Annotated in this window: 19 protein-coding genes and 1 pseudogene; 12 read left to right on the forward strand and 8 right to left on the reverse strand. The window is 40.1% G+C overall.

Annotation, left to right across the window (positions count from 1 at the left end):
- Positions 1–219 precede the first annotated feature (219 nt).
- The 3 genes from ESY88_RS17300 to ESY88_RS21520 are packed head-to-tail and all read left to right on the forward strand — an operon-like array spanning position 220 to position 2,186.
- Entirely contained in the window at positions 220–1,107 is an 888-nt protein-coding gene (locus ESY88_RS17300; protein ID WP_147084510.1) for an alpha/beta fold hydrolase, read from the forward strand.
- A complete protein-coding gene (locus ESY88_RS17305; protein WP_147084509.1) occupies positions 1,094–1,600 on the forward strand; it encodes an RNA polymerase sigma factor in 507 nt (168 codons plus the stop codon). Before ESY88_RS17300 ends, ESY88_RS17305 begins: the two co-directional genes overlap by 14 nt.
- Positions 1,593–2,186, forward strand: a complete 594-nt coding sequence (locus ESY88_RS21520) for a hypothetical protein (RefSeq protein WP_223270874.1) — start codon at positions 1,593–1,595, stop codon at positions 2,184–2,186. Before ESY88_RS17305 ends, ESY88_RS21520 begins: the two co-directional genes overlap by 8 nt.
- A 149-nt stretch (positions 2,187–2,335) precedes the next feature.
- On the opposite strand, the pseudogene ESY88_RS21750 reads toward ESY88_RS21520, so the two are convergent.
- The 5 genes and pseudogenes from ESY88_RS21750 to ESY88_RS17325 all read right to left on the reverse strand — a co-directional run.
- Positions 2,336–2,449 (reverse strand): annotated as a pseudogene (locus ESY88_RS21750) (DUF937 domain-containing protein); the annotation flags it as partial.
- A complete protein-coding gene (locus tag ESY88_RS21755) occupies positions 2,424–2,603 on the reverse strand; it encodes a DUF937 domain-containing protein (protein WP_262713024.1) in 180 nt (59 codons plus the stop codon). The gene ESY88_RS21755 and the pseudogene ESY88_RS21750, both read right to left, overlap by 26 nt.
- A 266-nt stretch (positions 2,604–2,869) precedes the next feature.
- Positions 2,870–3,832, reverse strand: coding sequence for a D-2-hydroxyacid dehydrogenase (locus ESY88_RS17315; protein WP_147084508.1), 963 nt, complete (start codon positions 3,830–3,832; stop codon positions 2,870–2,872).
- 161 nt (positions 3,833–3,993) lie between these two features.
- Positions 3,994–5,058, reverse strand: coding sequence for a 3-phosphoserine/phosphohydroxythreonine transaminase (serC, locus tag ESY88_RS17320; protein WP_147084507.1), 1,065 nt, complete (start codon positions 5,056–5,058; stop codon positions 3,994–3,996).
- Between the two features lie 130 nt (positions 5,059–5,188).
- Positions 5,189–6,250 (reverse strand): acyl-CoA reductase, encoded by a 1,062-nt coding sequence (locus ESY88_RS17325; protein WP_147084506.1) that lies wholly within the window; start codon positions 6,248–6,250, stop codon positions 5,189–5,191.
- Positions 6,251–6,356: 106 nt separating this feature from the next.
- Here ESY88_RS17325 and ESY88_RS17330 point away from each other — a divergent pair, with 106 nt between their 5' ends.
- The 4 genes from ESY88_RS17330 to priA all read left to right on the forward strand — a co-directional run bounded on the left by ESY88_RS17330 (position 6,357) and on the right by priA (position 11,255).
- The gene (locus ESY88_RS17330; protein WP_147084505.1) at positions 6,357–6,710 is read left to right on the forward strand and encodes a 4Fe-4S dicluster domain-containing protein; all 354 of its coding nucleotides are present in this window, start codon (positions 6,357–6,359) and stop codon (positions 6,708–6,710) included.
- Between the two features lie 352 nt (positions 6,711–7,062).
- Positions 7,063–8,034: a YihY/virulence factor BrkB family protein gene (locus ESY88_RS17335; RefSeq protein ID WP_317128693.1), complete on the forward strand. Its 972-nt coding sequence runs from the start codon at positions 7,063–7,065 to the stop codon at positions 8,032–8,034.
- Positions 8,027–8,452: a DUF2147 domain-containing protein gene (locus ESY88_RS17340; protein ID WP_147084504.1), complete on the forward strand. Its 426-nt coding sequence runs from the start codon at positions 8,027–8,029 to the stop codon at positions 8,450–8,452. The genes ESY88_RS17335 and ESY88_RS17340 overlap by 8 nt, the downstream gene beginning before the upstream one ends.
- Before the next feature lie 349 nt (positions 8,453–8,801).
- Positions 8,802–11,255 (forward strand): replication restart helicase PriA, encoded by a 2,454-nt coding sequence (gene priA / locus ESY88_RS17345; protein WP_147084503.1) that lies wholly within the window; start codon positions 8,802–8,804, stop codon positions 11,253–11,255.
- A 642-nt stretch (positions 11,256–11,897) separates the two neighbouring features.
- Here the strand turns inward: priA and ESY88_RS17350 are convergent.
- Complete coding sequence (locus tag ESY88_RS17350) at positions 11,898–12,593, reverse strand: LytR/AlgR family response regulator transcription factor (protein ID WP_147084502.1); 696 nt, start codon at positions 12,591–12,593, stop codon at positions 11,898–11,900.
- Positions 12,594–12,801: 208 nt separating this feature from the next.
- Here ESY88_RS17350 and rpsF point away from each other — a divergent pair, with 208 nt between their 5' ends.
- The 4 genes from rpsF (at position 12,802) to ESY88_RS17370 (ending at position 14,546) form a co-directional block, all read left to right on the forward strand.
- Entirely contained in the window at positions 12,802–13,140 is a 339-nt protein-coding gene (gene rpsF / locus ESY88_RS17355) for a 30S ribosomal protein S6 (protein WP_147084501.1), read from the forward strand.
- Positions 13,140–13,439, forward strand: a complete 300-nt coding sequence (gene rpsR / locus ESY88_RS17360) for a 30S ribosomal protein S18 (RefSeq protein WP_189702645.1) — start codon at positions 13,140–13,142, stop codon at positions 13,437–13,439. Before rpsF ends, rpsR begins: the two co-directional genes overlap by 1 nt.
- A 13-nt stretch (positions 13,440–13,452) precedes the next feature.
- Positions 13,453–13,914, forward strand: coding sequence for a 50S ribosomal protein L9 (rplI, locus tag ESY88_RS17365; RefSeq protein WP_147084499.1), 462 nt, complete (start codon positions 13,453–13,455; stop codon positions 13,912–13,914).
- 158 nt (positions 13,915–14,072) lie between these two features.
- Positions 14,073–14,546, forward strand: a complete 474-nt coding sequence (locus ESY88_RS17370) for a DUF6495 family protein (RefSeq protein WP_147084498.1) — start codon at positions 14,073–14,075, stop codon at positions 14,544–14,546.
- A gap of 677 nt (positions 14,547–15,223) precedes the next feature.
- Here the strand turns inward: ESY88_RS17370 and ESY88_RS17375 are convergent.
- Positions 15,224–16,459, reverse strand: coding sequence for an ABC transporter permease (locus ESY88_RS17375; protein ID WP_147084497.1), 1,236 nt, complete (start codon positions 16,457–16,459; stop codon positions 15,224–15,226).
- Between the two features lie 218 nt (positions 16,460–16,677).
- Here ESY88_RS17375 and hisS point away from each other — a divergent pair, with 218 nt between their 5' ends.
- Entirely contained in the window at positions 16,678–18,048 is a 1,371-nt protein-coding gene (gene hisS / locus ESY88_RS17380; protein WP_147084496.1) for a histidine--tRNA ligase, read from the forward strand.
- 1,112 nt (positions 18,049–19,160) lie between these two features.
- Here hisS and ESY88_RS17385 read toward each other — a convergent pair.
- Complete coding sequence (locus ESY88_RS17385; protein WP_147084495.1) at positions 19,161–25,229, reverse strand: LamG-like jellyroll fold domain-containing protein; 6,069 nt, start codon at positions 25,227–25,229, stop codon at positions 19,161–19,163.
- Positions 25,230–26,313: the final 1,084 nt, after the last annotated feature.

A 26,313-nucleotide genomic window follows, 5' to 3' on the forward strand; every position in this document is an offset into this window, starting at 1 on the left:
GGTTTGTTGAGGGAAAAACTTAAATGCTGCCTGTTGTTGCAAATCAAATATAATCTGTGCTCTTCGAATAACAGCGCAAATTGGTTTGAACATGTTCAGCATGCATTAGAAAAAACTTTCTTCCATTCCATAAAAATAAATCCATAAAAACAATTTCAAAGTGTAACAAATACCATGTTTTCAATCAAAGGAATACAAACCAATACAAACCATAGCATTATGACAACATCAATTAGAATTGCCACCCTAATACTCATGACCATAAGCACGACAAGTAGCTTCGGATTAATTAGAGAAACACATCTACTCGAAACCTCAAACCCTAAACCTTTTATCGTAGAAACCATTGGACAAGGAAAACCAATTTTATATCTTCCTGGATTTGCAACACCAGGTTCCGTATGGAAAGAAACTGTTGAGAGCTTAAATTTAGAAAGAAAATCCCATCTCTTTTCCTATGCGGGTTTCAATGGTAATGCGCCCATAGCAATGCCGTGGTATTCAAGTATCAAAAAGGCAATTATTGAATATATAATAGTCAATGATATGTCTAACCTCATTATTGTTGGTCATAGTATGGGCGGAAATCTGGCTGTGGATATAGCATCTGAAATACCGAGTCGCGTCTCAAAAATTATAATAGTTGAGGCATTGCCTTGTATGCGTGAAGTAATGATGCCAAATGTACCAGCGGAAAGTCTATATTATGACAGCCCATACAATAAACAAATGCTTGAAATGGATGCCCAACAATTTAAAAACATGGCGACCATGATGGCTTCAAATATGACATTAATTGAAAATAAAAAAGATATCATAACAAATTGGATATTAGAAGCTGATAGGGAAACTTGGGTTTATGGATATACCGATTTATTAAAGCTCGATTTAAGAACTAGCTTAAGCAAAGTAACCTGCGAAACCTTAATATTAGGTGCGTCTTTCCCCGATGTTAAAATAGCAAAAGCACACTATGAAAACCAATATTCAAACTTATCTAACAAAAAAATTCTAATGGCTACCAACAGCAAACATTTTTTAATGTTTGACCAAGCAGAATGGTTTTATAAAACAGTTAATGATTTTTTAGTCCATGAGAAAAAGTAAAAACGAAGCTTTTGAAACAATGTATCGCCAACACCACTCCATGGTATTACAAATGTGTTTGGGATTTGTTGAAGGCGATAAAGATACAGCCAACGATTTGTCTCAGGAAATATTTATTAGCGTATGGAACAATTTAGATAAATTTAGAGGCGCATCATCTTACAAAACTTGGATTTACAGAATAACCGTAAACACGTGTCTGCAATATGTAAAAAAAGACAGAAAAGAAACGCCCCTTTCAAAATCAGAAATAGAAAATCAAACCACTGATAAAGATGAAGAAAAACCAAAATTTGACGATATCCCAAAATTATACAGCGCTATTGGACAATTGAAAAAAATAGACAGATTGATAATTATGATGGTTTTGGAAAACCAGGATTATATTAGTATATCAGAGGTTATTGGCATAAAACCCATAAACGTGAGAGTAAAAATCCACAGAATAAAAAAACGTCTTGAAAAAATTCTAAAAAACAACACAGATGAGTAGCGATTTTAAAGAATTACAAAGTAGATGGGCAAGCAGTAAAAAGAATATTGAACTTTCTGCTGCGAACTTTGACAATTTATATAAAAAAATAAAACATAAAGAAAAAGAGAATTATGTGTTCTATTACGGGACAATTACAACCTTGTTGATTACACTAATAGTCATTTCTCTATTTTTTTATTATGTAGCACCTGTTCAAGAGACCTTGAGTAGAATAGGAGCAGGATTAATGATTTTTGGGTTGGTGTTTAGGATTTTCGTTGAAATAATAAGTATCTATAAAGCCAAACAAATAAACAACCTGGATACCACTTTAAAAGCAGCCGAAAATTCTATTAAGTTTCATCAATTCAGAAAAACAATTCATCAAGTCATTGCGCCTATAATTATTGGATTATATACTGTTGGATTTTATATGATCACCCCTGAATTCAGTTTATATATGAAATTTTGGAATGTAGTGTTAATTGATATTTCGTATGTAGTTATAGGAATAATCCTTTTTATCATCATTAGGAAAGGAGTTAAAAAAGAAATGCAAAAACTGCAAGATATTATGAGATTGAAGAACGACATTACCGAATAAGAAAGTGATGGTAAAATGCTGAGAAGTGCATGAGCTGTTACTGTGTCTATACCTATCTGGAAAATCCTTTTCTTGCCAGCTTTTGAATATCTCTTTGCTGCCTTTGCACCTAAAGTTTTTTCAACGGCACCTTGCTTGTTGCCCATTACATGTCCTAAAGTGTTGCTATCGTCATGCATCATATTATTATCATCACCGCCACCATAGAGTCCACCTAAATTATCGAGAATGCTACCATTATGCTTGTTCGAGTTTAAGGGCATTTAATAAGGCTTCAGCGCCTTGCGGGGTCGATGCATTTCGTTTCAAAGCATCCATCAATGCGGGCATGGTCATGAATAAAACACTTTGTGTTTTATCTTGTGGTTGGTTGGTTGGTTGGTTGGTTGGTTGGCTGGTTTTGAATGGACACAGCATTAACGATGTTTTTGTCCCTATCACTGTTGAGTAAATCCAATATGCCTGACATAATTGTATTTTTTGGGTAAGGCTTCAAATTAAAAAAAGCCCATAATCGCTTAGATTATGGGCTTTCTATGTTGATTTTATGTAGAACTATTAGTCTACAGTCGTCAGTCGTCAGTCCTCAGTTCTCAGTCCTCAGTCTTCAGTCCTCAGTCTTCAGTCTCCGGTCTTCCGTCCCCGGTCTTCCGTCTCCGGTCTTCCGTCCCCCGTCTTCCATCTTAAACCGCCTCCGTTTTCAAAAGGCTAATGATCTGTTCGGCCAATTCGGTCCCGATTCGGTCTTGGGCTTCGTTGGTTGCAGCACCAATATGCGGTGTCAAGGAGATTCTTCCGTTCATCAACACTTGAACTGCTGGTGAAGGCTCGCTTTCAAAAGTATCCAATCCTGCGAAGGCGACTTTTCCATTTTCCAAAGCCTTTACCAAATCCACTTCATTGATCACGCCACCTCTTGCAGCGTTAACAATACCAACACCATCTTTCATGGCATCAAATTGGGCTTTCCCAATAATGTAATCTTCTTGCGCTGGCACGTGTACCGTAATAAAATCGGATTGCAGCAAAATCTCTTCCATAGTTTGGGTTTCAATTTCCACATTGATGTATTGCCCATTATAAAACTCTACCTTGATATTTGCCTTGCCCACAAATTTATCACTAGCGATGACTTTCATGCCAACACCCAGACCTATTTTAGCAACCTCACGACCAATGCGTCCAAACCCGATGATGCCCAATGTTTTTCCTCGAAGTTCCACACCATTGGCGTAGTTTTTCTTTAAGGTCTTGAATTTAGTATCACCATCCAAAGGCATGAGCCTGTTAGAATCGTATAAAAAGCGTACACCACCAAAAAGGTGAGCAAACACCAACTCTGCTACCGATTGTGAGGATGCAGCAGGCGTGTTGATCACATGCTTGCCTTTGCTGCGCGCATATTCCACATCAATATTGTCCATACCAACGCCACCACGACCAATGATTTTAAGGTTTTCACAAGCATCAATCATATCCTTACGAACCGTTGTTGCACTGCGCACCAATAACACATCAATTTGATGCTCGTTGATATAACTGATCAATTGTTCCTGTGCCACGGTTGTGGTTAATACTTCAAAGCCTGCTTGTTCTAAAGCGTCAATGCCACTTTGTGATACACCGTCATTTGCTAATACTTTCATACTAAAATTAGAAGTTAGAGGTTGAAAGTTAGAAGTTTGCCCCACTTCGCTTCAACCTGGATTATTAATTCTTGGTTTTTGTCTTCTGAAACATCATTTAAAAATAAATATGCTATAATTTCATTGCATTTACTGAGATTACTGAGACTGCAAACTAATCTCTACGCTTTACGCTCCAGCTCACTCATCACATCCACCAAGATCCCAACACTGTTGAGTGGCATGGCATTGTACATGGAGGCTCTATAACCGCCTACGCTTCTGTGACCGTTGATGCCGTTGATATTGGCTTCTTTTACCATGGTTTCAAACGTATCCTTAAGATTGTCATTTTCCAAGGTAAACGTCGCATTCATGATCGAACGATCTGCTTTTTCAGCAAAACCTTTAAATAGAGGGTTCAAATCAATTTCAGAATATATGAGTTGTGCTTTTTTCTCATTTTCTTTTTCTATGGCTGCAATTCCGCCTAAATCCTTAAGCCATTGTAAGGTCAACATAGTTACATACACCGCAAAAACAGGAGGCGTATTAAACATACTGCCTTTACTGATATGCGTTTGATAATCCATCATGGACGGAATCTGGCGTGTCACTTTACCTAAGATTTCTTCCTTCACTACCACCAAAGTCGTTCCCGCAGGTCCCATATTTTTCTGGGCTCCAGCATAAATAAGGTCAAATTTTGAAAAATCAAGCGAACGCGAAAAAATATCACTGCTCATATCGCAAACCATCGGCATATCCAATTTAGGGAAATCCTTGATTTGTGTTCCAAAAATGGTATTGTTGGAGGTGCAGTGAAAATAATCACAGTCTTTTGGCACCTTATAGCCTTTAGGAATGTAATTGTAATTGGCTTCTTTGGAGGAAGCCACTTCTGCGACCTCGCCATATATTTTTGCTTCCTTGATGGCATTATCACTCCAAGTGCCTGTGTTGAGGTAAGCCGCTTTTTTTTCCATAAGGTTCATGGCTGCCATAAGAAACTGGGTGCTTGCGCCACCTTGTAGAAATAAGGCTTTGTAACCCTTGCCTTCCAAGCCCAAAAGCTCTAAGGCTAATGCCCTGGCATTCTCCATGACATCCACAAAGGCCTTGCTTCGGTGTGAGATTTCTAAAATGGATAATCCGTCGTTGTTGAAATTCAAGACTGCCTGTGAAGACTTCTCGAAGACTTCTTGTGGCAAGATGCATGGACCAGCACTGAAATTATGTATTTTCATAGGTAAGCTGAATTTGTTTTAGTCTGAAAACCTCTCGAAATCCGGAATGGTCTCTAAGAAATTTTCAATTTGTAATTATAGCAAAGGTGGTAAATTCTCAAAAAAAAGAGCTCTTGTGCCAAATAATTTATCAACAGATTGTTAACGCAAACGAAATAGTGTCCACATCATCGGCATAATCCCCTAAATTTGGGAGTTGGGTTTGCCCAAATTGGATTTCATCATCTCTAAATCCGTGAGCGACCACGCATTGGATTTGGTCTTTTCTGTCATCAAGCATGGTTTTTAAATCTGCTTCAGAATCATAGTATTCATAAAATACAGTTGCGATGGGCGATGAGAAATTGGCGTCTTCCTTAATCATCAAAAACCCATTTTCCAACATTTGAAACTCGCTCATGAGATAGACCGCTTTGTTATAATCGTAATTATTGGCGTATTTGGATTGATTGATGATGGGATGCCAATGGTACATGCCATTAAAAAACGCATCGAACTCATAATCCTTTGGCACAAAAATCTTGGATACATTTCTGCAGCCCAGACCATAATACCTAAAGACATCTTCAGATAGGGCTTTAAGCTCCCCATCAGACTCGTTACCCCTAAGCACTGCAATTGAATTGCGATTCTTCCTAATAATAGAAGGTTTGTCCTTGAAATAATACTCAAAATAACGTGCGGTATTATCGCTTCCGGTAGCGATGACTGCGTCAAATTGTTCCAAACGGCCTTCTGTAAAACTAATTTTTCCACGGAAAGCAGGTTCAACATGCTCTAGATATTTCGCCAAAAACGGAAGCAGATGTTTGTCATTTGACGATTGTTTGACCAACACGTTTTGCCCGGAAATCAATACCGATAAAAAATCATGGAAGCCCACCAAAGGAATATTGCCGGCCATCACAATGGCAATGGTTTTTGGGGAGCTGATGTTGAATTGGTACTTTTCGACCCATGTATTCAAATTGCTTTCAGTCAATTGTTTAGACCAGCCTTCCAAGGCAAAAAAGACGTTTTCCTTGGTGAACCATCCGTTGTGTTCCTGGGCCAATTTAATTTGATGCTGAAACCCTTCAAAAAATAAATCGTTATGCGGAATTTCGTCCTTGCGACGGATGCCTTCCGAGGTAAACTGACTTAAGAAATTACCCAATTTGGCAAAAGCGTTAATTCTTTGTTGTAAATCCATACAGAGTTTGGTTATACGAGGTTTAGGCGTTATTTTTGCATTTTAGTAAAGTCCTGCTTGCTGGCAGGGAAAATGCAAATTTAGCAAACAAAAACGAAAGCATACTATGGCGATTATAATTACCGATGAATGTATCAACTGTGGCGCTTGTGAACCAGAGTGTCCAAATACAGCGATTTATGAAGGAGCAGATGATTGGCGTTATAAGGATGGCACAAGTTTAGAGGGCAAGGTCGTGTTGCCAAACGGAAATAATGTGGATGCCGACGAGGCGCAAGAGCCAGTGAGCGATGAGATTTACTACATTGTGCCCGATAAATGTACCGAGTGCAAAGGCTTTCACGATGAACCACAATGTGCCGCGGTTTGCCCTGTGGATTGCTGCGTGCCAGACGATGAACATGTGGAAACCGAAGAAGAGTTGTTGGGAAAACAACGATTTATGCATCCGCCTGAATAAGATTATTCCAGTATAACCTGATATATCATTAAATTAAAAGTCCTAAGCTCTAGCTTGGGATTTTTCGTTTATAGCCAAGAAATGTATTGCGCACTAGAATAATTTATAGGAATCTTAAAGCTGTTTTTTGACCTATTTATAGCAATACCTTTTTTTTCATTGTAAATTTGTTTCAACAACACTAAAAAAAACACCTATTACAGAAGGTCTTCAATAGAACCGATTATCATAAATTGCAAAAACATTAGCGAACAAAATCCTTTAAAAGCTTGAATTTTAAAGATTAAATCCTAATGTTTTACAACCGACAACCGACAACCGACAACAGACAAAAAACCACAAACCCTAAACTTTGGCCGAGGATAAATCCGAAAATATTGAAGATAGCATTGAGAGCAGGCTCGAAAGAACACCTGTGATCAAGCAATTTATCAAATTACTCAAGTTTATTAAGTTGCCTGCACTCGAAGGTTTGACGCTTTATGATTTTTTAAGGATCTATATTAAAGGTATCATCAAAGGGACCATTACCTCTAGGGCCAGTGCCATTGCTTTTAGTTTCTTTACCGCCATTTTTCCGTTTCTATTATTTGTGATCATACTTATTCCTTACATTCCAGTAAAGGGCTTTGAAACCGAATTTAGAGCCTTTCTCAACTCCGTCTTGCCACCTCAGACTTCAGAATTCTTTTTTGAGAACATCTTTCAGAATATTAAAGGTGATACCGCAGGCTTGATCTCAACGGTATTCGTGCTGTCTTTATTTCTTATGGCCAATGGGATTAGTGCGCTGTTTTCGGGCTTTGAAAGTTCTTACCACCAACAACTCACTAGAAGTATCGTCAAACAATACCTTTATTCTATCGGCGTCGCCTTGATCTTGACTATTTTGTTGATCGTAAGTATTGCAGTGCTCGGCTATTTTCAATTGTATGTTGTAAAAGAGATTATGCAAGTCTTTGAGCGCCAAGGTTATGAAATGGAAAAATGGGCTGTTTTTTGGAGCAATGTAGTCAAATTCGTATTTTTTATTGTCATGATTTATTTGGCGACTGCGACCTTGTATTACTTTGGCACCAAAGAAGGGAAGCATTCCCGATTTTTTTCAGCAGGTGCTTTGTTGACCACCATTTTAATTATTTTATTCTCTTATTTATTTGGGATCTACATCACTTACTTTTCAACCTATAACCAACTTTATGGTTCCATTGGGGCCTTATTGATCATACTGTTCTACCTGTGGCTCAACTCCAATTTACTCTTGTTGGGCTTTGAACTCAATGCAACCATTAGACGTCTAAAACGAAAAAATGACAATGAATAAACCAATTCTCAGCATCCTAGCGATGTGTATCTGTAGTCTCACTTTTGCCCAAGAGATCTTCGGAAACTGGAAAACCATCGACGATGAGACCGGAAAAGAACGATCCATAGTAAACATCTATAAGGAAAACGGAAAGGTCTACGGAAAGATCGTTGAAATCTTTGATGCTTCTAAACGCGATTTGAATTGCGTCAAGTGCGAAGGCGAAGATTATAACAAACCTGTTTTGGGTCTAATCATTATAAAAGACATGGAAAAAGATGAAGACGCCTACAGGGAAGGTACCATCACAAATCCCGATGATGGCAAGGTTTACGATTGCCGACTCAAATTGACCGATGACCCCAATGAACTTCAAGTGAGGGGTTACGTAGCCTTCTTTTACAAAACCCAATATTGGGTAAGAGCAGATAAATAATCCGCAACGTTGTAAAAATCCTTGATTGTTAGTTTTTTATTTTTCAATTTTTGGGCGCCTGCTGTAGGTTGGTTACCTAAAGGTCGGGCCTGCTTGTCGGCAGGCAGGCTTTGACTACTCGCTTCCCAATAGCTTAGCAGCTATCGGGAGAGCTCAAACAGACCGTTCAATCCCTAACGCAAATGGGCACTTTAGTTCATTCAAAACCTCACATCACTTTAAAGCTTATCCTTAAGTCACAATCAAGTCTATGTGCTATGATCTAATAGCGCAGCGAGTCTAGCTTCTAATCTTTACAATTCTAATTTAAAAACCGAATTATTTTAAAGAATCCTTTTACCTTTGGGTCATGGCTCATTTTATCAATGTCATTCTACCCATTCCTTTGGAAAAAAGCTTCACTTACGCCATTACTGCTGCGGAAGCTGATTTTTTGAAACCAGGGATGCGCGTTTCAGTACCTTTCGGAAAAACCAAGATCTATACGGGATTGGTCGATACCATCCATACCCAGGCTCCCTTAATTTATGAGGCCAAGCAAATCCATCAAATTCTTGATGAGCAAGCGCTGGTGACCACAACACAATTGAAACATTGGCAATGGATTGCCAACTACTACATGTGCAGTGTGGGTGAAGTCATGCGTGCCGCCTTGCCCAATGCCTTCATTCTCGAGAGTGAAACCATTATTACCAAAAAGGAGGATAGCGTCATCGATGATATGGCTCTGGATGATGACGAGTTCGTGGTTTTTGAAGCCCTACAACATCAATCCTCGCTTAAGCTCCAGGATTTGATGTCTATTTTGGATAAAAAAAACGTGCTGCCCATCATCAAGCGACTTTTAGATAAAAAGGTCATCAACGTCCAAGAGGAAATCTATGAGAAATACAAGCCTAAATTGGTGCGCTATGTAAAAATGGCGTCTGCATTCACTTCGGAAAAAAAGCTTCAGGAGTTGTTGGAAGAACTCAGTAGAGCGCCCAAGCAACGGGAGGTCATCATGACTTTATTCTCAATTTCAGCACAAACGAAAAAACCTATAAAGGTGTCCGATTTATCTTCGGAAAGTGATGCCTCCTCATCCATCATCAAAACGCTCATTGATAAAGGTGTATTGGAAGAATATCACATTCAAATGGACCGCGTGCAATATGATGGCGATGATAATGAGGCTTCTAAATCCTTGAACGAGCATCAGGAAACAGCGCTGAAGCAAATTTCAGAAACCTTCGAAACCCAAGACATTACCTTGTTGCATGGTGTGACCTCTTCCGGCAAAACCGAAATTTACGTCAAGCTTATTGAAGACCAGCTAGCCAAAGGCAAACAAGTGTTGTACCTATTGCCAGAAATTGCCTTGACCACGCAATTGGTAGACCGCTTGCAAATCTATTTTGGAGCCCAGGTGGCGGTTTTTCACAGTAAATATTCCTCAAACGAACGGGTGGAAATTTGGAACAACGTGTTGCAAAATGAAGCCAACGCCCAAATCATTCTTGGGGCACGTTCTAGTGTGTTTTTGCCATTTCGCAATTTGGGTTTGGTCATTGTGGATGAGGAACATGAAACCTCATTCAAGCAATTTGACCCAGCACCACGATATCATGCCCGTGATACCGCTATCGTACTGGCGCGTCTTTTTAAGGCGAAAACACTTTTGGGCTCGGCCACACCAAGCCTTGAAAGTTATTACAATGCCCAACAAGGCAAATACGGTTTGGTGGAATTGAACCAGCGCTATAACAATGTGCTCATGCCAGACATTGAGTTGATAGATATCAAAGACAAGCACAAACGCAAGCGCATGAAAGGGCATTTCAGCGACCGTTTGGTGGAAGAGATAGAAGAAACTTTGGCGGCCGGGCATCAAATCATTCTGTTTCAAAATAGACGTGGGTTTTCGCCCATTGTGGAGTGTAACGCCTGTGGGCACTCGCCACAATGCCCCAATTGTGATGTGAGTTTGACCTTTCATCAGTATAAAAATCAGCTCCGCTGTCATTATTGTGGCTATAATACCATCATGCACAAAACCTGTGAGGCTTGTGGCGGTGTGGAATTGGATGCCAAAGGTTTTGGAACCGAACAGATAGAGCAGGAAGCGAAAGTCTTGTTTCCAGAGCACACTGTTGGGCGTATGGATTTGGACACCACCCGTGGTAAATACGGATATGAAAAAATCATTACTGCCTTAGAGCAGCAGGAAATCGATATTTTAGTGGGCACACAAATGCTTACCAAAGGTCTCGATTTTAGAAACGTGAAGCTGGTTGGTATCATGAATGCGGACAACATGCTCAACTTCCCCGACTTTAGGGCACATGAGCGCAGCTATCAATTGATGACGCAAGTGTCGGGTAGGGCAGGGCGCACCAAAGAACGAGGGAAGGTGCTCATACAAACCTACAATCCGTACCACCGCATCTTGCAGCAAGTCTCTACCAATAATTATAAGCAAATGTTTGACGAGCAGTTGGAAGATCGATTTGCATTCAAATATCCTCCAATTTACAGGATGATCAAGATAACACTTAAGCACAAGGATTATCAAAAGGTTGATGTTGGTGCCAATTGGTATGCGAAATCACTGCGTACGGTTTTTGGTGATCATGTTTTAGGGCCTGAGTTTCCTCCAGTGGCCAGGATTCGCAACCAATACTTAAAGAATATTCTCGTTAAGATTCCGCAGAAACAATCCTTGGGAAAAACCAAGGAAGCCATAGGCAAGATCAACACCAGCTTTTTAGCGGTCAAGGACTTTAGGCCCATCCGTGTCATACTCAATGTGGATAACTATTAGTGGGATAGAAATTTGGCATAAATTTCGTAATCGAACCAATCCCGCTCCTTAGCGGGATCTCAGCCTGTATATCAAAGCCGCAGGCGCATTTAATAGTGTTGGCTGAACTAATCCCGCTTCTTATCGGGATCTCATACGTGACACTAACGAGACAGAGCGAATTATTTCCACTAACATATCATCGCAACCAGACCTCTTATGTTTTCAAAACATGACAGGTCTCTTTAACTAACCTGCAAGGTTTTCTTTAACCTTGTCATACGTGACACTAGCGAGACAGAGCGAATTATTTCTACCAACATATCATCGCAACCAGACCCTCTTATGTTTTCAAAACATGACAGGTCTCTTTAACTAACCTGCAAGGTTTTTTTTCAACCTTGTAGGTTTTTACATATATGAAAGGTCTCGCTATCTAAACCTGCAAGGTTTTTTTCAACCTTGTAGGTTTTTTACATATATGAAAGGTCTCGCCATCTAACCTGCAAGGTTTTTTTCAACCTTGTAGGTTTTCACATATAACCTGAAAGATTTTTTCACATCATTGAAACAAAAAAAAATCCCACTAAATCGAAAAGATCCAGTGGGATTCACATATAGATTTAGTTAGGGGCATAACCAAAAAAATAATGTCGTAATATTTTAGATGTTGTTTAGAGCATCAACTAGTTGGGTTTTTTTGTTTCGGCTCAAAGGTATTTCATAAGCGCCAACCTCAACGTTTTTACTGTTAAATCGGTCTACCTTATCAAGATTGACAATGTAAGATTTATGGATTCTTAAGAACTTGCCTTCTGGCAATTCATGCTCAAATGCTTTCATGGTAGAGAGTACCACCAGGCTGTTTTCTTCAGTAACCAGTTTTACATAGTCTCCAAGAGCTTCGATCCATTTAATGTCTTTGATGTACACTTTTCGTTTTTTAAGATTACTTTTGACAAAGATGTGCTCGCCATCGGTCTCGTTGAAATCTAGCTTTAATTTATGTTGCTCGAGTGCTTTTTCAACCGCTTGGTTGAAGCGCTCCCTTGTGATTGGCTTTTGAAGATAATCGGTGGCATCATAGTTAAAAGCTTTAAATGCATACTCCGTTTTTCCGGTAACGAAAATAATTTGGGGTTTGTTGTTGAGTACGTCTAGCAGTTCGAAACCGTTGAGTACGGGCATTTCAATATCCAGGAAGATCAAATCGACCTTGTGGGTATTGAGTCCGTTTTTGGTTTCTAATGCGCTGCTGTATTCTGCTATCAGGTTAAGTGAGGAATGGTTCTCAATTAACTTTACAATGGATAAGCGTTGAATCGCTGAATCATCAACTACTACACAGTTTAAAGTCATAACATTATTTATTTTAGGTTAAGATATCGACAATAGTACGAAAAATTCGGATAAAAACCAAAAAACATCGGTAAACCGTGAATTTTAACAAAATATTATTAGGAAACAAATCTTTAGGTTTTATGGTTAAAAAAAGATTGCTTAAGTAAGAATAATTAGTTATTTTTGCACCCATTTTTAATTGTAAAAATTGTAAAACACATTCTATATGAATCATTATGAAACTGTTTTCATCTTAAATCCCGTTTTATCTGATGACCAGGTAAAGGAAACAGTACAGAAATACGAAGATTTTCTTGTTTCTAGAGGAGCGAAGATGGTAGCCAAAGAAGATTGGGGCTTAAAAAAATTAGCTTACCCAATTCAAAACAAAAAAAGTGGTTTTTATCACTTATTTGAGTACACCGTTGATGGCGAGCACATCAACCCGTTGGAAGTCGAGTTTAGACGCGACGAGCGTTTTATGCGTTATTTAACGGTTACATTAGACAAGCATGCGATTGCTTGGGCAGAGAAAAGAAGAAAAAGAGATCAACAAAAAGCGTAATTATGTCTTCAATTGAACAACAAGCAAAAGGAAAGAAAGACGGTGAAATTAGATATTTAACACCGTTGAATATAGATACGAGCAAAGCGAAGAAATACTGTCGCTTTAAAAAATCTGGTATCAAATATGTCGATTATAAAGATGGCAACTGGTTATTGGGTTTTGTGAACGAGCAAGGTAAAATCTTACCAAGACGTTTAACAGGAACTTCTTTAAAATACCAAAGAAAGGTCTCTGTGGCAGTAAAAAGAGCACGTCATCTGGCTTTATTGCCTTATGTGGCAGATTTATTAAAATAAACAACCTATAACTATGGAACTTATATTAAAACAAGACGTTGAAAATTTAGGATTTAAAGACGATGTTGTAACGGTAAAGAACGGTTATGGTAGAAACTTTTTAATCCCTCAAGGTCAAGCTATAATGGCAACAATTTCTGCTAAGAAAGTTTTGGCAGAAACCTTGAAACAAAGAGAGTACAAAGAGAAAACTGTGATTGCTGAAGCACAAAAAACTGCCGATGCCTTGAAACAGTTGGATATCAAGATCACTTCTAAAGCTGGAACTGGCGCTACTGCTGGAGATAAACTATTTGGTTCTATTACCAATATGGATTTGTCTCATGCACTTAAACAGCAAGGGCACGAAGTTGATAAGAAATTCATTTCTATCAACGGTGGAAACATCAAGCGTTTAGGACAATACGAAGCAGTAATTAGATTGCACAGAGCAGTCACTGTTGATATGATCTTTGAGGTTATTGCAGATGCATAACTTTTATAAACATGATTTTGAAAGCCTCAATCCTTATGGAATGAGGCTTTTTTCATAAAGTGCAATCCATGCGCGGTAGAGACGCGATTTATCGCATCTCTAAACGCGAAAAAAAACCAAAAATAATGCCTCCCCTTTAGGGAGCTTAAGAGGACAAAATGAAATACGCCAGACTCACAAAAGAACAATTTGAAGAACTAAACCAAGAATTCATCAATTTCTTGGCAACACAATCCATAACTGCGGCTGAATGGGCCGAGATCAAAACCAACACCCCTGAAGTGGCAGAGGAGGAGTTGGATGTTTTTAGCGACTTGATTTGGGAAGGTGTGCTGTCTAAAGTACAATACTTGGAACATATCTCACCACAGCAAATGCACTTGTTCCATTGTGCCAAAAAAGAATTGCGTCTTATCGCCTTGAAAATTAAGAATCCGAAAGTCGATATTACCACCACCGAAGGTTTTGATTGGTTCCGGGCAAATCTACTGTCTGACGATGTGGAGTTTTTTACCGCTAACAAAGCCTATTCTGAAAACAAGGGACGCGACAAGTTCAAGATCATTGAAGAAGGCGCGAGCATAACCAAAGGCGAGTTGTACACTTATTTTGAAAGTTTGGTAAGTAAGTGAGCGAGTTTGCAGTCTCCAGTTTTCAGTCCTCAGTTTTCAGTCTTCAGTTTGCAGTCTTCGGTATTCAGTCTCCAGTCGTGAGTCTCCAGTCACGGTCAATTAAAAGATAGAATTTCCGAAGCCTAAAGGGAACAAGCAACTTGTTTTTAACTTCTTTAACCTACTACCTACTACCTACTACCTACTACCTACTACCTACTACCTACTACCTACTACCAACTACCCACTACCCATTACCCACTACTTACTGCCCACTACCCACTACTCACTACCCACTATTCAACCGGGAGTTTGCAGTCTTCAGTCTTCAGTCTTCAGTCCTCAGTTTTCGGTCTCCAGTCGCGGTCAATTAAAAGATAGAATTTCTGAAGCCTAAATGGAACAAGTAGCTTGTTTTTAACTTCTTTAACCCACTACCCACTACCTACTACCTACTCCCCACTATTAAACCGGGGGTTTGCAGTCTTCAGTCTTCAGTTATCAGTCCTCAGTTTTCGGTCTCCAGTCGGCGGTCTTCGGTCTCCAGTCTTCGGTCGCGGTCAATTAAAAGATAGAATTTCCGAGGCCTAAATGGAACAAGTAACTTGTTTTTAACTTCTTCAACCCACTACCCACTACCCACTACCCACTACCCACTACCAACTACCTACCACCTATTACCCACAACCAACGGCCTTTCATTCATAACGCAATGACTCCACCGGATCCAATTTCGCTGCTTTGATAGCGGGCATCAAGCCAGAAATGACGGCCACAACAAAGGTGATGATTACCGCACTTGTCATGGCCAACCAAGGGGTTGTGAACTCAAATCCCGCAGCGGCAGAAACGCCCCAGCCCACCAAAATGCCCAGGCAAATGCCCAATAAACCTCCCAATTGCCCAATGATAATGGTCTCTATAAAAAACTGAAAGGCAATGGTCGCACGTTTCGCACCCAAGGCTTTTCTCACGCCAATCTCTCGGGTTCGCTCTGAGACCGATACCAGCATCATGTTTAGCAGCGCAATGGTAGATCCAAAAATGGTGATGATGCTCACAATCCAAGCGACCGTTGAGAGTCCGCTGGTTATGGTTGAGATTCTATTGATAAGGTCGTCACTGCGCTGCAGTGCAAAATTATTATTTTCGATGGGATTCAATCCTCTAATGTTTCGGAATAAAAGGATGGCTTCATCCTGAGCGCCTTCCAACATGTTTTTGTTATCGGTTTTAACGCTCAAATTATAATTGATATTGGCATTGGTATAAATGGTACGTGCTTTTTGAAGAGGCATCAAGACCCGCAAATCCTGATTATTGCCAAATGTGGCGCCTTTAGCCTTAAGCACGCCAATGACCTTAAACTTTGAGCCTCTAATGCTAATGGTCTTGTTCAAGGGATTCACGTCTTGCAATAGAGCCTTCCGCAGATCGCTGCCAATCACGCAAACCGTATTGCTGTTCTGTATGTCAAAGTAATTGAATGATCGGCCCAATTCCACCTCCAAACCGGCATTGGTAATGTAATTTTCGTTGACCCCGAAAACCTGCACTTCGGGATCGGTTTTTTCGTTTTCATATTTTACTTCCGCGGTTGAAGTGCCTTGAAAGGAAATCGAGGTTTGGGTAAATGGAAACTGGTAATCCTCTTCAAAAGTCTTGACTTCCCGGTAACTGATCACGGGATTGATTTTCTCTTTGTCATTGGCGCGTTGGTTATTGAAATCGTAACGCTGCACGTTGAAGGTGTTGGCGCCCATAGACGAAAAATCACTTGAAATGGTGTTCTCCAAGGCTGAAACCGCACTCAAAATGCCTACCAATGCGGTAATGCCAATGGCAATGATTAAAATGGTAAGAATGGTACGAAGCAACTGACTCCGGATGGAATCAAACGCAATACGAATATTTTCCTTGAACAATGAAAACATAGAAGGCTGTAAATTGGTGGATTTTGTCTATATGACTATCAAAGACGCATAAAGTTACTATAAAATTGACATTACTTAGGCACGCCTTTAAAATTTATAATATTTTTGTGAGCAAGAACAGAATTAGCAACCAATGTGTGATTTTTTTCTTCGGAAGAGTTCTTCGGAAGGATTAGCAATTACAAATAAATAGAGTCCCGCTTTTAGGGGAAGTGAATATGGCACAAAAACCAAGCATACCAAAAGGGACAAGGGATTTTAATCCCACGGAAGTCGCGAAACGCAATTACATCATCCATACCATCAAGGCACATTTTGAACGTTTCGGCTTTCAGCCTATTGAAACGCCTAGCTTTGAAAACTCCGAGACCTTGATGGGCAAATACGGTGAGGAAGGCGACCGCTTGATTTTTAAGATCTTGAATTCTGGGGATTTTCTGAATAAGGCCGATGCTAAGGCTTATGACTCCAAAGATTCCAATAAAATTACCGCCAGTATTTCAGAAAAAGCGCTTCGCTACGACCTTACGGTGCCTTTTGCACGTTACGTGGTACAACACCAAAATGAGATTGAATTTCCCTTCAAGCGCTACCAAATCCAACCCGTTTGGCGCGCCGATAGACCGCAAAAAGGCCGCTTTAGAGAGTTTTTTCAATGTGATGCCGATGTGGTTGGAAGCAGCTCTTTATGGCAGGAAGTGGAATTTGTGCAATTGTACGACACGGTTTTTTCAGCCTTGAAATTGGAAGGCTGCAGCATCAAAATCAATAATCGGAAAATTCTATCGGGTATTGCTGAAGTGATCGGGGCACAAGACAAGCTCATCGATTTCACTGTGGCATTGGATAAGCTTGATAAAATAGGCGAGGAGAAGGTAAAGGCTGAAATGCTTGAGAAAGGCATTCCGCAATCGGGGATTGACAAGCTGCAGCCCTTGTTCAGTATTGAAGGTGATTTTGGATCCCAGATCGACCAGTTGAAATCCATTTTAAATACTTCCGAAGAAGGAAAAAAAGGGATTGAAGAATTGGAGTTTATAAATAATGGCATTGCAACTTTGGGGCTTAAAACAGCAACTTTGCAATTGGATGTGACACTTGCACGCGGACTCAATTACTACACGGGCGCTATTTTTGAAGTCTCTGCTCCAGAAGGTGTGGCCATGGGCTCCATTGGAGGTGGCGGCCGTTACGATGACCTTACCGGCATCTTCGGACTCAAGGATGTGAGTGGTGTGGGCATTAGTTTCGGTTTGGATCGTATTGCCTTGGTTTTGGAAGAACTGAATTTGTTTCCCGAAACCATTACCAATACCGTAAAAGTACTGTTCATCAATTTTGGCGAACGCGAGGCGATGGCAAGTATGAAAGCGATAAAGCAGCTTCGGGAACGCGGGGTTTCCGCTGAACTGTTTCCAGACAACAAGAAAACCATCAAACAGTTCAATTATGCCAATAAGCGAAATATTCCGTTTGTGGTGCTCTTGGGCGAATCGGAATTGGAATCTGAAACCTATACCTTAAAAAACATGATTTCCGGCGAGCAGGATCAGCTGTCTTTTGAAGAAATGCTTCAGCAATTGTCTTAGATAAAAATGCCAGCAGCCATAGGGACTTTTTTGGTTTAAACTGTATCTCGATTTGGCTTTGGTTTAATTCACTGGGTGATAGGGGTTTTATCATAGTGGGACCCACCCCTTAATCCCCTCCCAGGAGGGGAGGCTTTTGAGGTGGTTTTTGTAATTAGATATAATAAAGATAATCAGGACTATTATTTTGGCAGAGAACTCCCGGTAGGGTAGGCTTTTGAGGTGGGTTTTGTAATTAGTTATAATAAAGATAATTAGGACTATCATTATAGCAGAGAACTCCCAGGAGGGGAGGCTTTTGAGGTGGTTTTTGTAATTAGTTATAATAAAGATAATCAGGACTATTATTTTGGCAGAGAACTCCCAGGAGGGGAGGCTTTTGAGGTGGTTTTTGTAATTAGTTATAATAAAGATAATTAGGACTATTATTTTGGCAGAGAACTCCCGGGAGGGGAGGCTTTTGAGGTGGGTTTGTAATTTGCTATAATAGACATAATTTGTACTATCATTTGAGCGGAGACCTCACAGGAGGGGAGGCTTTCAAGATACCTCATCAAACGGATAACTAAATTTTTCTGCGTAAGTCTGCGAGATCTGCGGGAAATATTTCAGGATTCCTTGTGACATTTTCTTAGCTTTTTTGGAGCATTCGTGTCGTTTCTCTTTTAATAATTTGTACGGTTTTTAATATATTGAATTAGTGCGTTCAGCCTTCAGCATGGTTATAAGGGATACCGCTTTTTTTTCTGCGCAAATCTGTGAGATCTGCGGGAACTTTTTCATGATTCGTTATTGCCTGTTTTTAGCTTTTTCGGATTGTACGGATTGTAATATATTGAATTAGCACATTCAGCCGTCAGCATGGTTTTAAGAGATGCCGCTTCTTTTTTCTGCGTAAGTCTGCGCGATCTGCGGGCTAGATTCACACATTTATTGCTATGTATTGAAGAGATGAAATAAGTTTTGATTCTGTTTTTCAGTAAAACCAATGGTATCGTTGCCAATCCTTATGCAACTTTTTTTCCAGCATATTTATAGCCTAAGCATACTTTCAGAAGACAAAAAAGAGACTGCCTTTTCAGACAGTCTCTTTCATTCACATATTATAGTTTTTAATATTTAATCGTGATCTTTTTATTATAAGTGTTCAAATTGGTCTCCACTTGCAAGATGTAATTGCCTTCGGAAACATTCTGAACTGGAATCTTGATCTCATTGGATAGCGGCAGGTTGGTGGCGTTCCAAGACCCAACGGTTTGGCCTGTGATATTGATCAAATAAACTTGCTTCACTTGGATGGATTTTGGTGTGCGAATGTAAATCTCATCGGTATTCTGAAGGAAATTGGCTATGATATCCTTGAACTCCGTATCAATGGTGGATAAGGTTTGGTCTTCTTGAAACACCAAGCTGAAACGCTCTGGATAGTCCCCAGCTTCTAAAGTGATTTGGAAATTGGTGTTGTTGAACTGGGTGTAAGTGCCCAAAACCGAATCGTGAATATATACGTCAATGTCGGTGTCAAAATTCTCCAACGCGGAAAGTGCGATTTGAACAGTGCCACCTGTGGTTAATTTGATGTTTAGCGGATAGGACTTAGTGATATCAAAACCACCAACACCCTGAATAACGTATTGGCCGCCATCAATATTAAAGCCCATATCATTGGGGTAACTATCATTGATTGGTGCGTCATAACCATAATCTACATTATCGGTGGCATTGGCATTGTCCATAAAACCGAGCAATAGGTGTCTTACTGCATTTTCTGGGGTAATGAAATCCAATCTGATAAATTGATCGTTGGAAGTTTCATCGCCGTCGCCATCATCAAAAGTGGTGTTTTCATCATTGGTGCCTCTCAAGAACACAGAAGTTGATATGGACTCTTTCCTGAAAATACGTTGGCTATTATTGAATTGAATCAAGCCGCCATCTGAATCTCCCGTGACAAAGAAGCCTTGCCCCACGGGAATGTATTGTTTAGGAACCTTAGCAGCATTTCCTATACCAGCTATCCCTGAAGGTGCAGTAGTGGCAGCAACACCTCCTGTTAGATTCAATGTGGCATATCCACCCAAATAATTTCTGAGGATGTGGGTATTGTTGGATGGTGCATGTTCCCAAAAATATAGCGCCCCTTCTTGCAATGAACCCTCTAGGGCAGGATCATTTTGTGCTATGAATAGGTATGCATCAATAGCAGAAGGATAAGGGTTACCCACCAACACTTGATTACCACCACTCACTGGAGCAGTAATTTGGCCATTATTTGGCTTACCAGTAAAGGTGTAATTCTGTTCCGAAGCGCCACCACCGCCTTTCATGGTAAACCCAAGACCGACAGCAACAGGCGTGTTTTCTGAAATAGATTGCCAGTTTGGATATATCCCTTCTAAATCATTAAAGGTGTATAACCATCGTCTGCTTAAGGTTAAAGGATTTGAATTACTGCCGTTAGGAGAACTTGTCCAAGTCACAGGTTCCGGACTAGTTGGCGTAAAGCCGTCCCTCAAAACGCCTCCAACCGTAAAAGTCGTGCCATTTGTATTTACAGGCGAGCCCCAATAGTTATAATTAAAATGGTTGGAGGTGCCTTGTTGGTCGCGTTCTATGTAGCCTTTACTGGTTGGGTCTAAATAACTATCAATGCCTTGAATCAATTGAGATTCGCCTTCCAAATCCATAAATCCATCTAATTTTAAATACCAGCTCACGTTGATTTCTGAATCTTCTTTGATGCTGAATTTTATAGGATTCGAATTGGCATCCATCTCATCCACAAATAGTCCGATATGTTTCTGTCTGTCATTATAAGTCACATTATCATGTTGCACTTTTACGATAGACCAATCGTAATTTACGGCATCAATGCCGTTGACACCTTGTGATGCATTGGAGAGCGCAGTGACCAAATCGCCACTTTGTTTCGTGGTGAAGGGCATTGGTGCCGATTGATTATCGAGAATTTTGATATTGTGCATTCTGGCGCCTGTACCAGAATCTATTCCTGGAGTGCTAAAATCATCCACAATATCACCACGATAGGTATCCATTCGATAGTAACGCTCCAGAGCGTTCCAACCTAGGGCTGCATTGTTATTAGTATCAACAAAATCGGTAATATTTCTAGGGATCACGCTGCCTCTAACTGTACCGGCATTATTGTCAATTTCTTGATAGACCATTTTTTGGATTTCATCAGCGGATAGGGCTTTTTTAAACAATCGCACTTCATCCATGTAACCTTTAAAGTAAGAGTTATTAGCATTGGGGCGTTTCCCCATCACAAAAGCAGAGGTGTCAATGCCAATGGCAGTAGAAACACTGGTATTGGCCACTTCCTGGCCATTGATGTAAAGCTTAAATTGTGCGGAAGTAGAGCTGTAGCTTATCGCCACATGGATCCATTGGTCTTTAGGCATTGGCGGACTGAACAAATTAGTATTATTTACCCGTGCCTGGATGCGCTTGTCATCGCGAACTAGGAGCATTATGTTGTTTTGTCCAAAAAGTATTTGGGTGCCAGAAGCATCGGGATCCACCCGAATCCAACCCATCATGGACGCTTCATTATAGCCGCCAAAAATGGGCACGTCTTCTACAAAATCGTTTCGACCATCAAAGTAGAGCCCCAATTTTTTATCCATTACTCTTGGAGAACCAAATTTGCTGTCATCGGTGTCAAAAAGATTTACAATTCCATCGGCATCGGAATCTGAGGTGTCATCGATTATTCCGTCGTTATTGGCATCTAAATCGGCGTAAAGGGTGAGTGAAATATCAAAGGTTGAACCATTTGATGTCACATCTATATAATCGGGAATGCCATCGCCATCGGTATCTTTCACATAATAGGTATTGCCCATCCCTTGATTAGTATTGCCATAAGCGGTAGCGAAATTGTTGCCGCTGAAATAATCGTAAATGTCCAAAATGCCGTCTGTGAAATATTCTGAGATACCATCATAGTTTGAATCTGTCTCTCGGGTGGCATCAGAATCTGAACCATCACCCACGCCATCACCATCAACATCGCCATCCCCATTATGGAAGCTTGCGTTTGCAGCGTTGCCAGCGGCAGATTCATCCACATCAAAAACAGTGTCATTGTCGCTGTCTAAATCAATATAATTTGGCGTGCCGTCGCCATCTGAATCTAAGATGCTTAAGCCTTCCATGGCATCGTGCATCCCATTGGCATTGCTATCAAAAAAATTTTGTATATAAGCCTGGCCATTGGTTTCAGTGGCGAATCCAGCTTCTACCGAGTCTGGAATGCCATCATTATCAGAGTCTAAATCGAAGATGTTGGCAATGCCATCGCCATCTGTATCACAAAGCGATTGTATAAAAGAGATGTCGTCAATGGCAAGGTCATTACCATTGCCACCGGTTTCATTATTGATAAAATATACATTGAATTCAGAAACATTGAGAATAAGCTCTGATGTAAAATTATGCCAACTAGCCTCAGGATTTCCATTTATGGATTTTGGGATCTTATCTGTCGAAAAGGAGTACAATACAACATCATTAACATCCCTAAATTCCACTAAAATTTCTGGAGCTCTATCACTTGCAACACCTGAAACAGGAATTAGATTGAGTACCCAAAAACTGTAAGTGGTAGGTACATCTGGCAAAACACCTGATATATTAGCGGTATAAAACACACCTGGATCATAAGACGCATTGAATAAAGCCATTCGACCATCGATATCTTCTGGCGTATGGTCGCCTCCAATATACCAGTTAGTCTCTGCCCACGACGAGAGATCTTGGGATGGTGTATTGTTGATACCATCGCCATTACTGGCTTTGTTATGAACCGTGTACTCGCCATCGCCCAAGCTACTACCTTGAATGTTAGCAGGATTTGAACCATCTTCATAAGCGTAAGTGGTCACGGCATTGTAAGTGGTGTTGATGGTTGTTCTACCTCCAGTTCCAAAAGTCTCATTTAGTATTTTGTACCTGGTATTTATAGAAATATTTGAGTTTTGACAGTCCAACTCCTCAACGCTGTCGGGAATGCCATCGTTATCATCATCGACATCCACATTATCGAAAACACCATCATTATCACTATCAAAAAAGAGTTGTTTTGATTCGCCTTTTATAAGAAAGGCATAAGGAGTTTTCAAAGCATCATTACTATTAATGGTCACCCAACTGGACTTGATGCTATTGCTCAAACAGTTGAATTGAATGGAAAGCGTGGTAATCTCAGAATGGGCCATCGTTGTTTGATATGCCGGAGCGACTATAGAAAAATCAATTGAATTGGATAAGCTAATCGAAGAAATATCCAGATTAGCATAGCCAAGATTTTCTATTGTAAAGGTATTTGTACTCGGGACACCTACGTCATGGGAGCCATAATTAGTTCCATCTGCCATATTGACTGTGTTGGCTCCATTATTAATCAAGATATTGTTTCCCTTCACTACAATATCGGGTGTTGGCGGCACGTCGATAAATGAAATATTGTCTATGGCCATATCGCTTCTGTAATTATTTCCCGTTAATCCTCTAAACCTTAATTTTACCGTTTGCCCCGCATACGCAGATAAATCGAGCTCAACGGTTTTCCAAGGGTCGTCATTTTCTGTTTGGTCTTGTCCATTTTGGGACCAGATTTCAATAGGATTACTATTGCCATTAAGACTGAGTTCCACATAAAGATTGCCCATATTTGACCCATACATGTGATAGCTAAAGGAAAATTGGGGTGTGTCGTTAGTGGTCAAATCAAAACATGGGCTTTCTAAGATTGCGTTTTTATTGAAATTAGGATCAGAGGCTTCGGTATATAAGTAGTAATTGCCAGAAGCTGCATTGTTAGGCCCTGTATCGTTAGAGGCCGTGCCTCCAGATTTAAGATTCCAATCAATATCATTATTCACAGCTTGTGACCAAAGTCCCAGGCCGCTCTCAAAACTTTCATTATAAGGAAACGTGCTTACCGCGGCATTGCAATTTAAAGTGTTCATATTTGAGAAATCTACAATCTGTAGTTCATGGGACATATCGTTGCCACGACGATGCGCCCAATGGGCTGCTTCGGTGATAGACTTTAGATAATAATTTCTCCAACCACGTCCGTAGGCATTTCCGCTACCACTAGAGATGGAAGACCCTACAATCATCGCTTGGCTGGTATCGCTCAACCCAGCGTCAGAAATATCAATAGCAGTCTCATTGGCAGCATTGTTATCGTCTTGATATCTGGTCACGTTCAATTCATTATTGATCAAGACATGAACAAAATGTTTGTTGTTTCCGTTGGAATCGTGTTGATTATGAAATTCCCAATCCACGTGCTGATTATTACTCCCTGGACGGAAAATAGGCCAATTGTCGGCAATGGCGTCATTCGTGCCATCGGTAATATAATCTCCAATATGCTGACCAAAGATGATGGCATTAGACCAATTTGGTACGTTAACAGTGCTTCCGGTGCCATTGGCGTTTTCTCTCAAGGTGAGCGTACCAGTATCGGCGGCTGTATCTCCAGAGTCGGCATGTAAAACGCTCCAATTGCTTCCTATAAATTCAACCAGCGTGATATATACTGTAACGTTATTGGAGTTAGAGCCCTTTCGAATGTGGAGGATACCATTATCTTCCAAATAGGCAATGGCGGTGCCAGAATCGGCATCGGCGTTGGTTGCACTATTTAAGATACCGGTAATAAACGGAATACTTCTGCGGCTATTGGTCACACCGCCTACACCTTGCGTGATACTGTTGTTATTGCCATTTAAGGCAATAGCATAGCGGCCACGAACCACAAATTCATTAGGCCCTCCAGCAGGACCGGTATATTCAATGATTGAAGAACTAAAGCGTGTATTGGCATTTACCGAGGCACCATCCCTATAATATTCTAAGGTCGAGGCACTGGTCAAGCGCATAGCGCCAGACATATCACTACCGCTCATATTATTTCCTGATCCTGGTATCCCAGCTTGGGATTTTCTATTGTTATTTGATATGGCAAAGGCTTTGCTTAAAGCCGAAACAGGTGTAGAGGTTGTGATGACCTTGCCTGCTTCAGGCACGTCCTCTTGGAAATGTTGCACTTTTAAATCCTGAGAAAAGCTGAAATTAATCGCTAATGAGAGCAATAAAAGGGTTAGACCTGCTCTTAGTGTTTTGAGGGAAAAATTTTTCATAATTGGTTGGTTGATTCGTTTTAACGAACAACGAACTTATAAAAAATATCTATGAAATACAAAATAATACGATTAAATGCACATTTTCGTAATACTTTATTTTATTTGAGATCTGACAGCCTGCATTTTAGAGCATTTAAAATTTTATGTTATTCTGAGGCAATAAAGCGCTGGAACGAAATCTGTGATTGAAGTTGCATCTAGGTAGATGAAAATTCATCCTTTGTTTCCGCAAAACGTAAAACAGATATTTTGACTTGTAGTTGCGGATTTCGGGTTTTCAAATTTTCATAAGCTTCAAAATGCCAAATACAGATTTTTAATTTTGGTTTAACGGAGGTACTTTAGACACAAGTGGTTTAAAGTCGGCTTTGAATTTACTTTCATTTGGCTTTCCGAATGAAATATTCTAAAATAATCGTCAATTCCTTATGAAGCGTAAAATAATCCGTCGAAAAGAATTGTTAGCTAATGATTTGGGCTTGGCATCTACTCTAAGACTTGCGCGTCTGTTTTAAAATAGCGCCGTTTTAGAGTTTAATACATTGATTCGAGATTTGGCGAGGACGTTGATAAGTACTGAATAATTTGAAATTTGAAAACTTGTTTCGATAATTTGAAATATTATGCTCTGCTACAAGTAATCGCATTCTGGTAGCATTTTCAAGACATCACAACTAAGGCCTAACTATTTTTTCTGCCTAAATCTACGAGTTCCACGGGCTAAATTCATGCACTCGTTTATATTTGTTAGAAAGAACAGTTTAAGTTTGATTCTCTATTTGAGAATATAGCCAATGTCATTGCTGCTGCTTCTGTAGTAAGGAGGCTAGGCTGTTGACGTTGAAAATTCTGATGTTCTCGGTTTTAAAAACTCTGGCTTCGGTTCAGAGTAACAGAACTTATAAGTCCCAAAGGTTAAATCTTTCAAAGCCATTGCGCTGCCAATCAATTCATCGTCAAGATTAGGATCTTTAGACGATTTGCGCTTCCGGTAGTGGGAAAATTACCCAAGATTTGAGAGCTTGAGGTTTTCGCTGAAGCTTCCGGGAAGTCTCAACTCAAAAAATTGTTAGGACCAAGT

This window comes from Subsaximicrobium wynnwilliamsii (assembly GCF_007997225.1).
Classification (GTDB): Bacteria; Bacteroidota; Bacteroidia; order Flavobacteriales; family Flavobacteriaceae; genus Psychroserpens; species Psychroserpens wynnwilliamsii.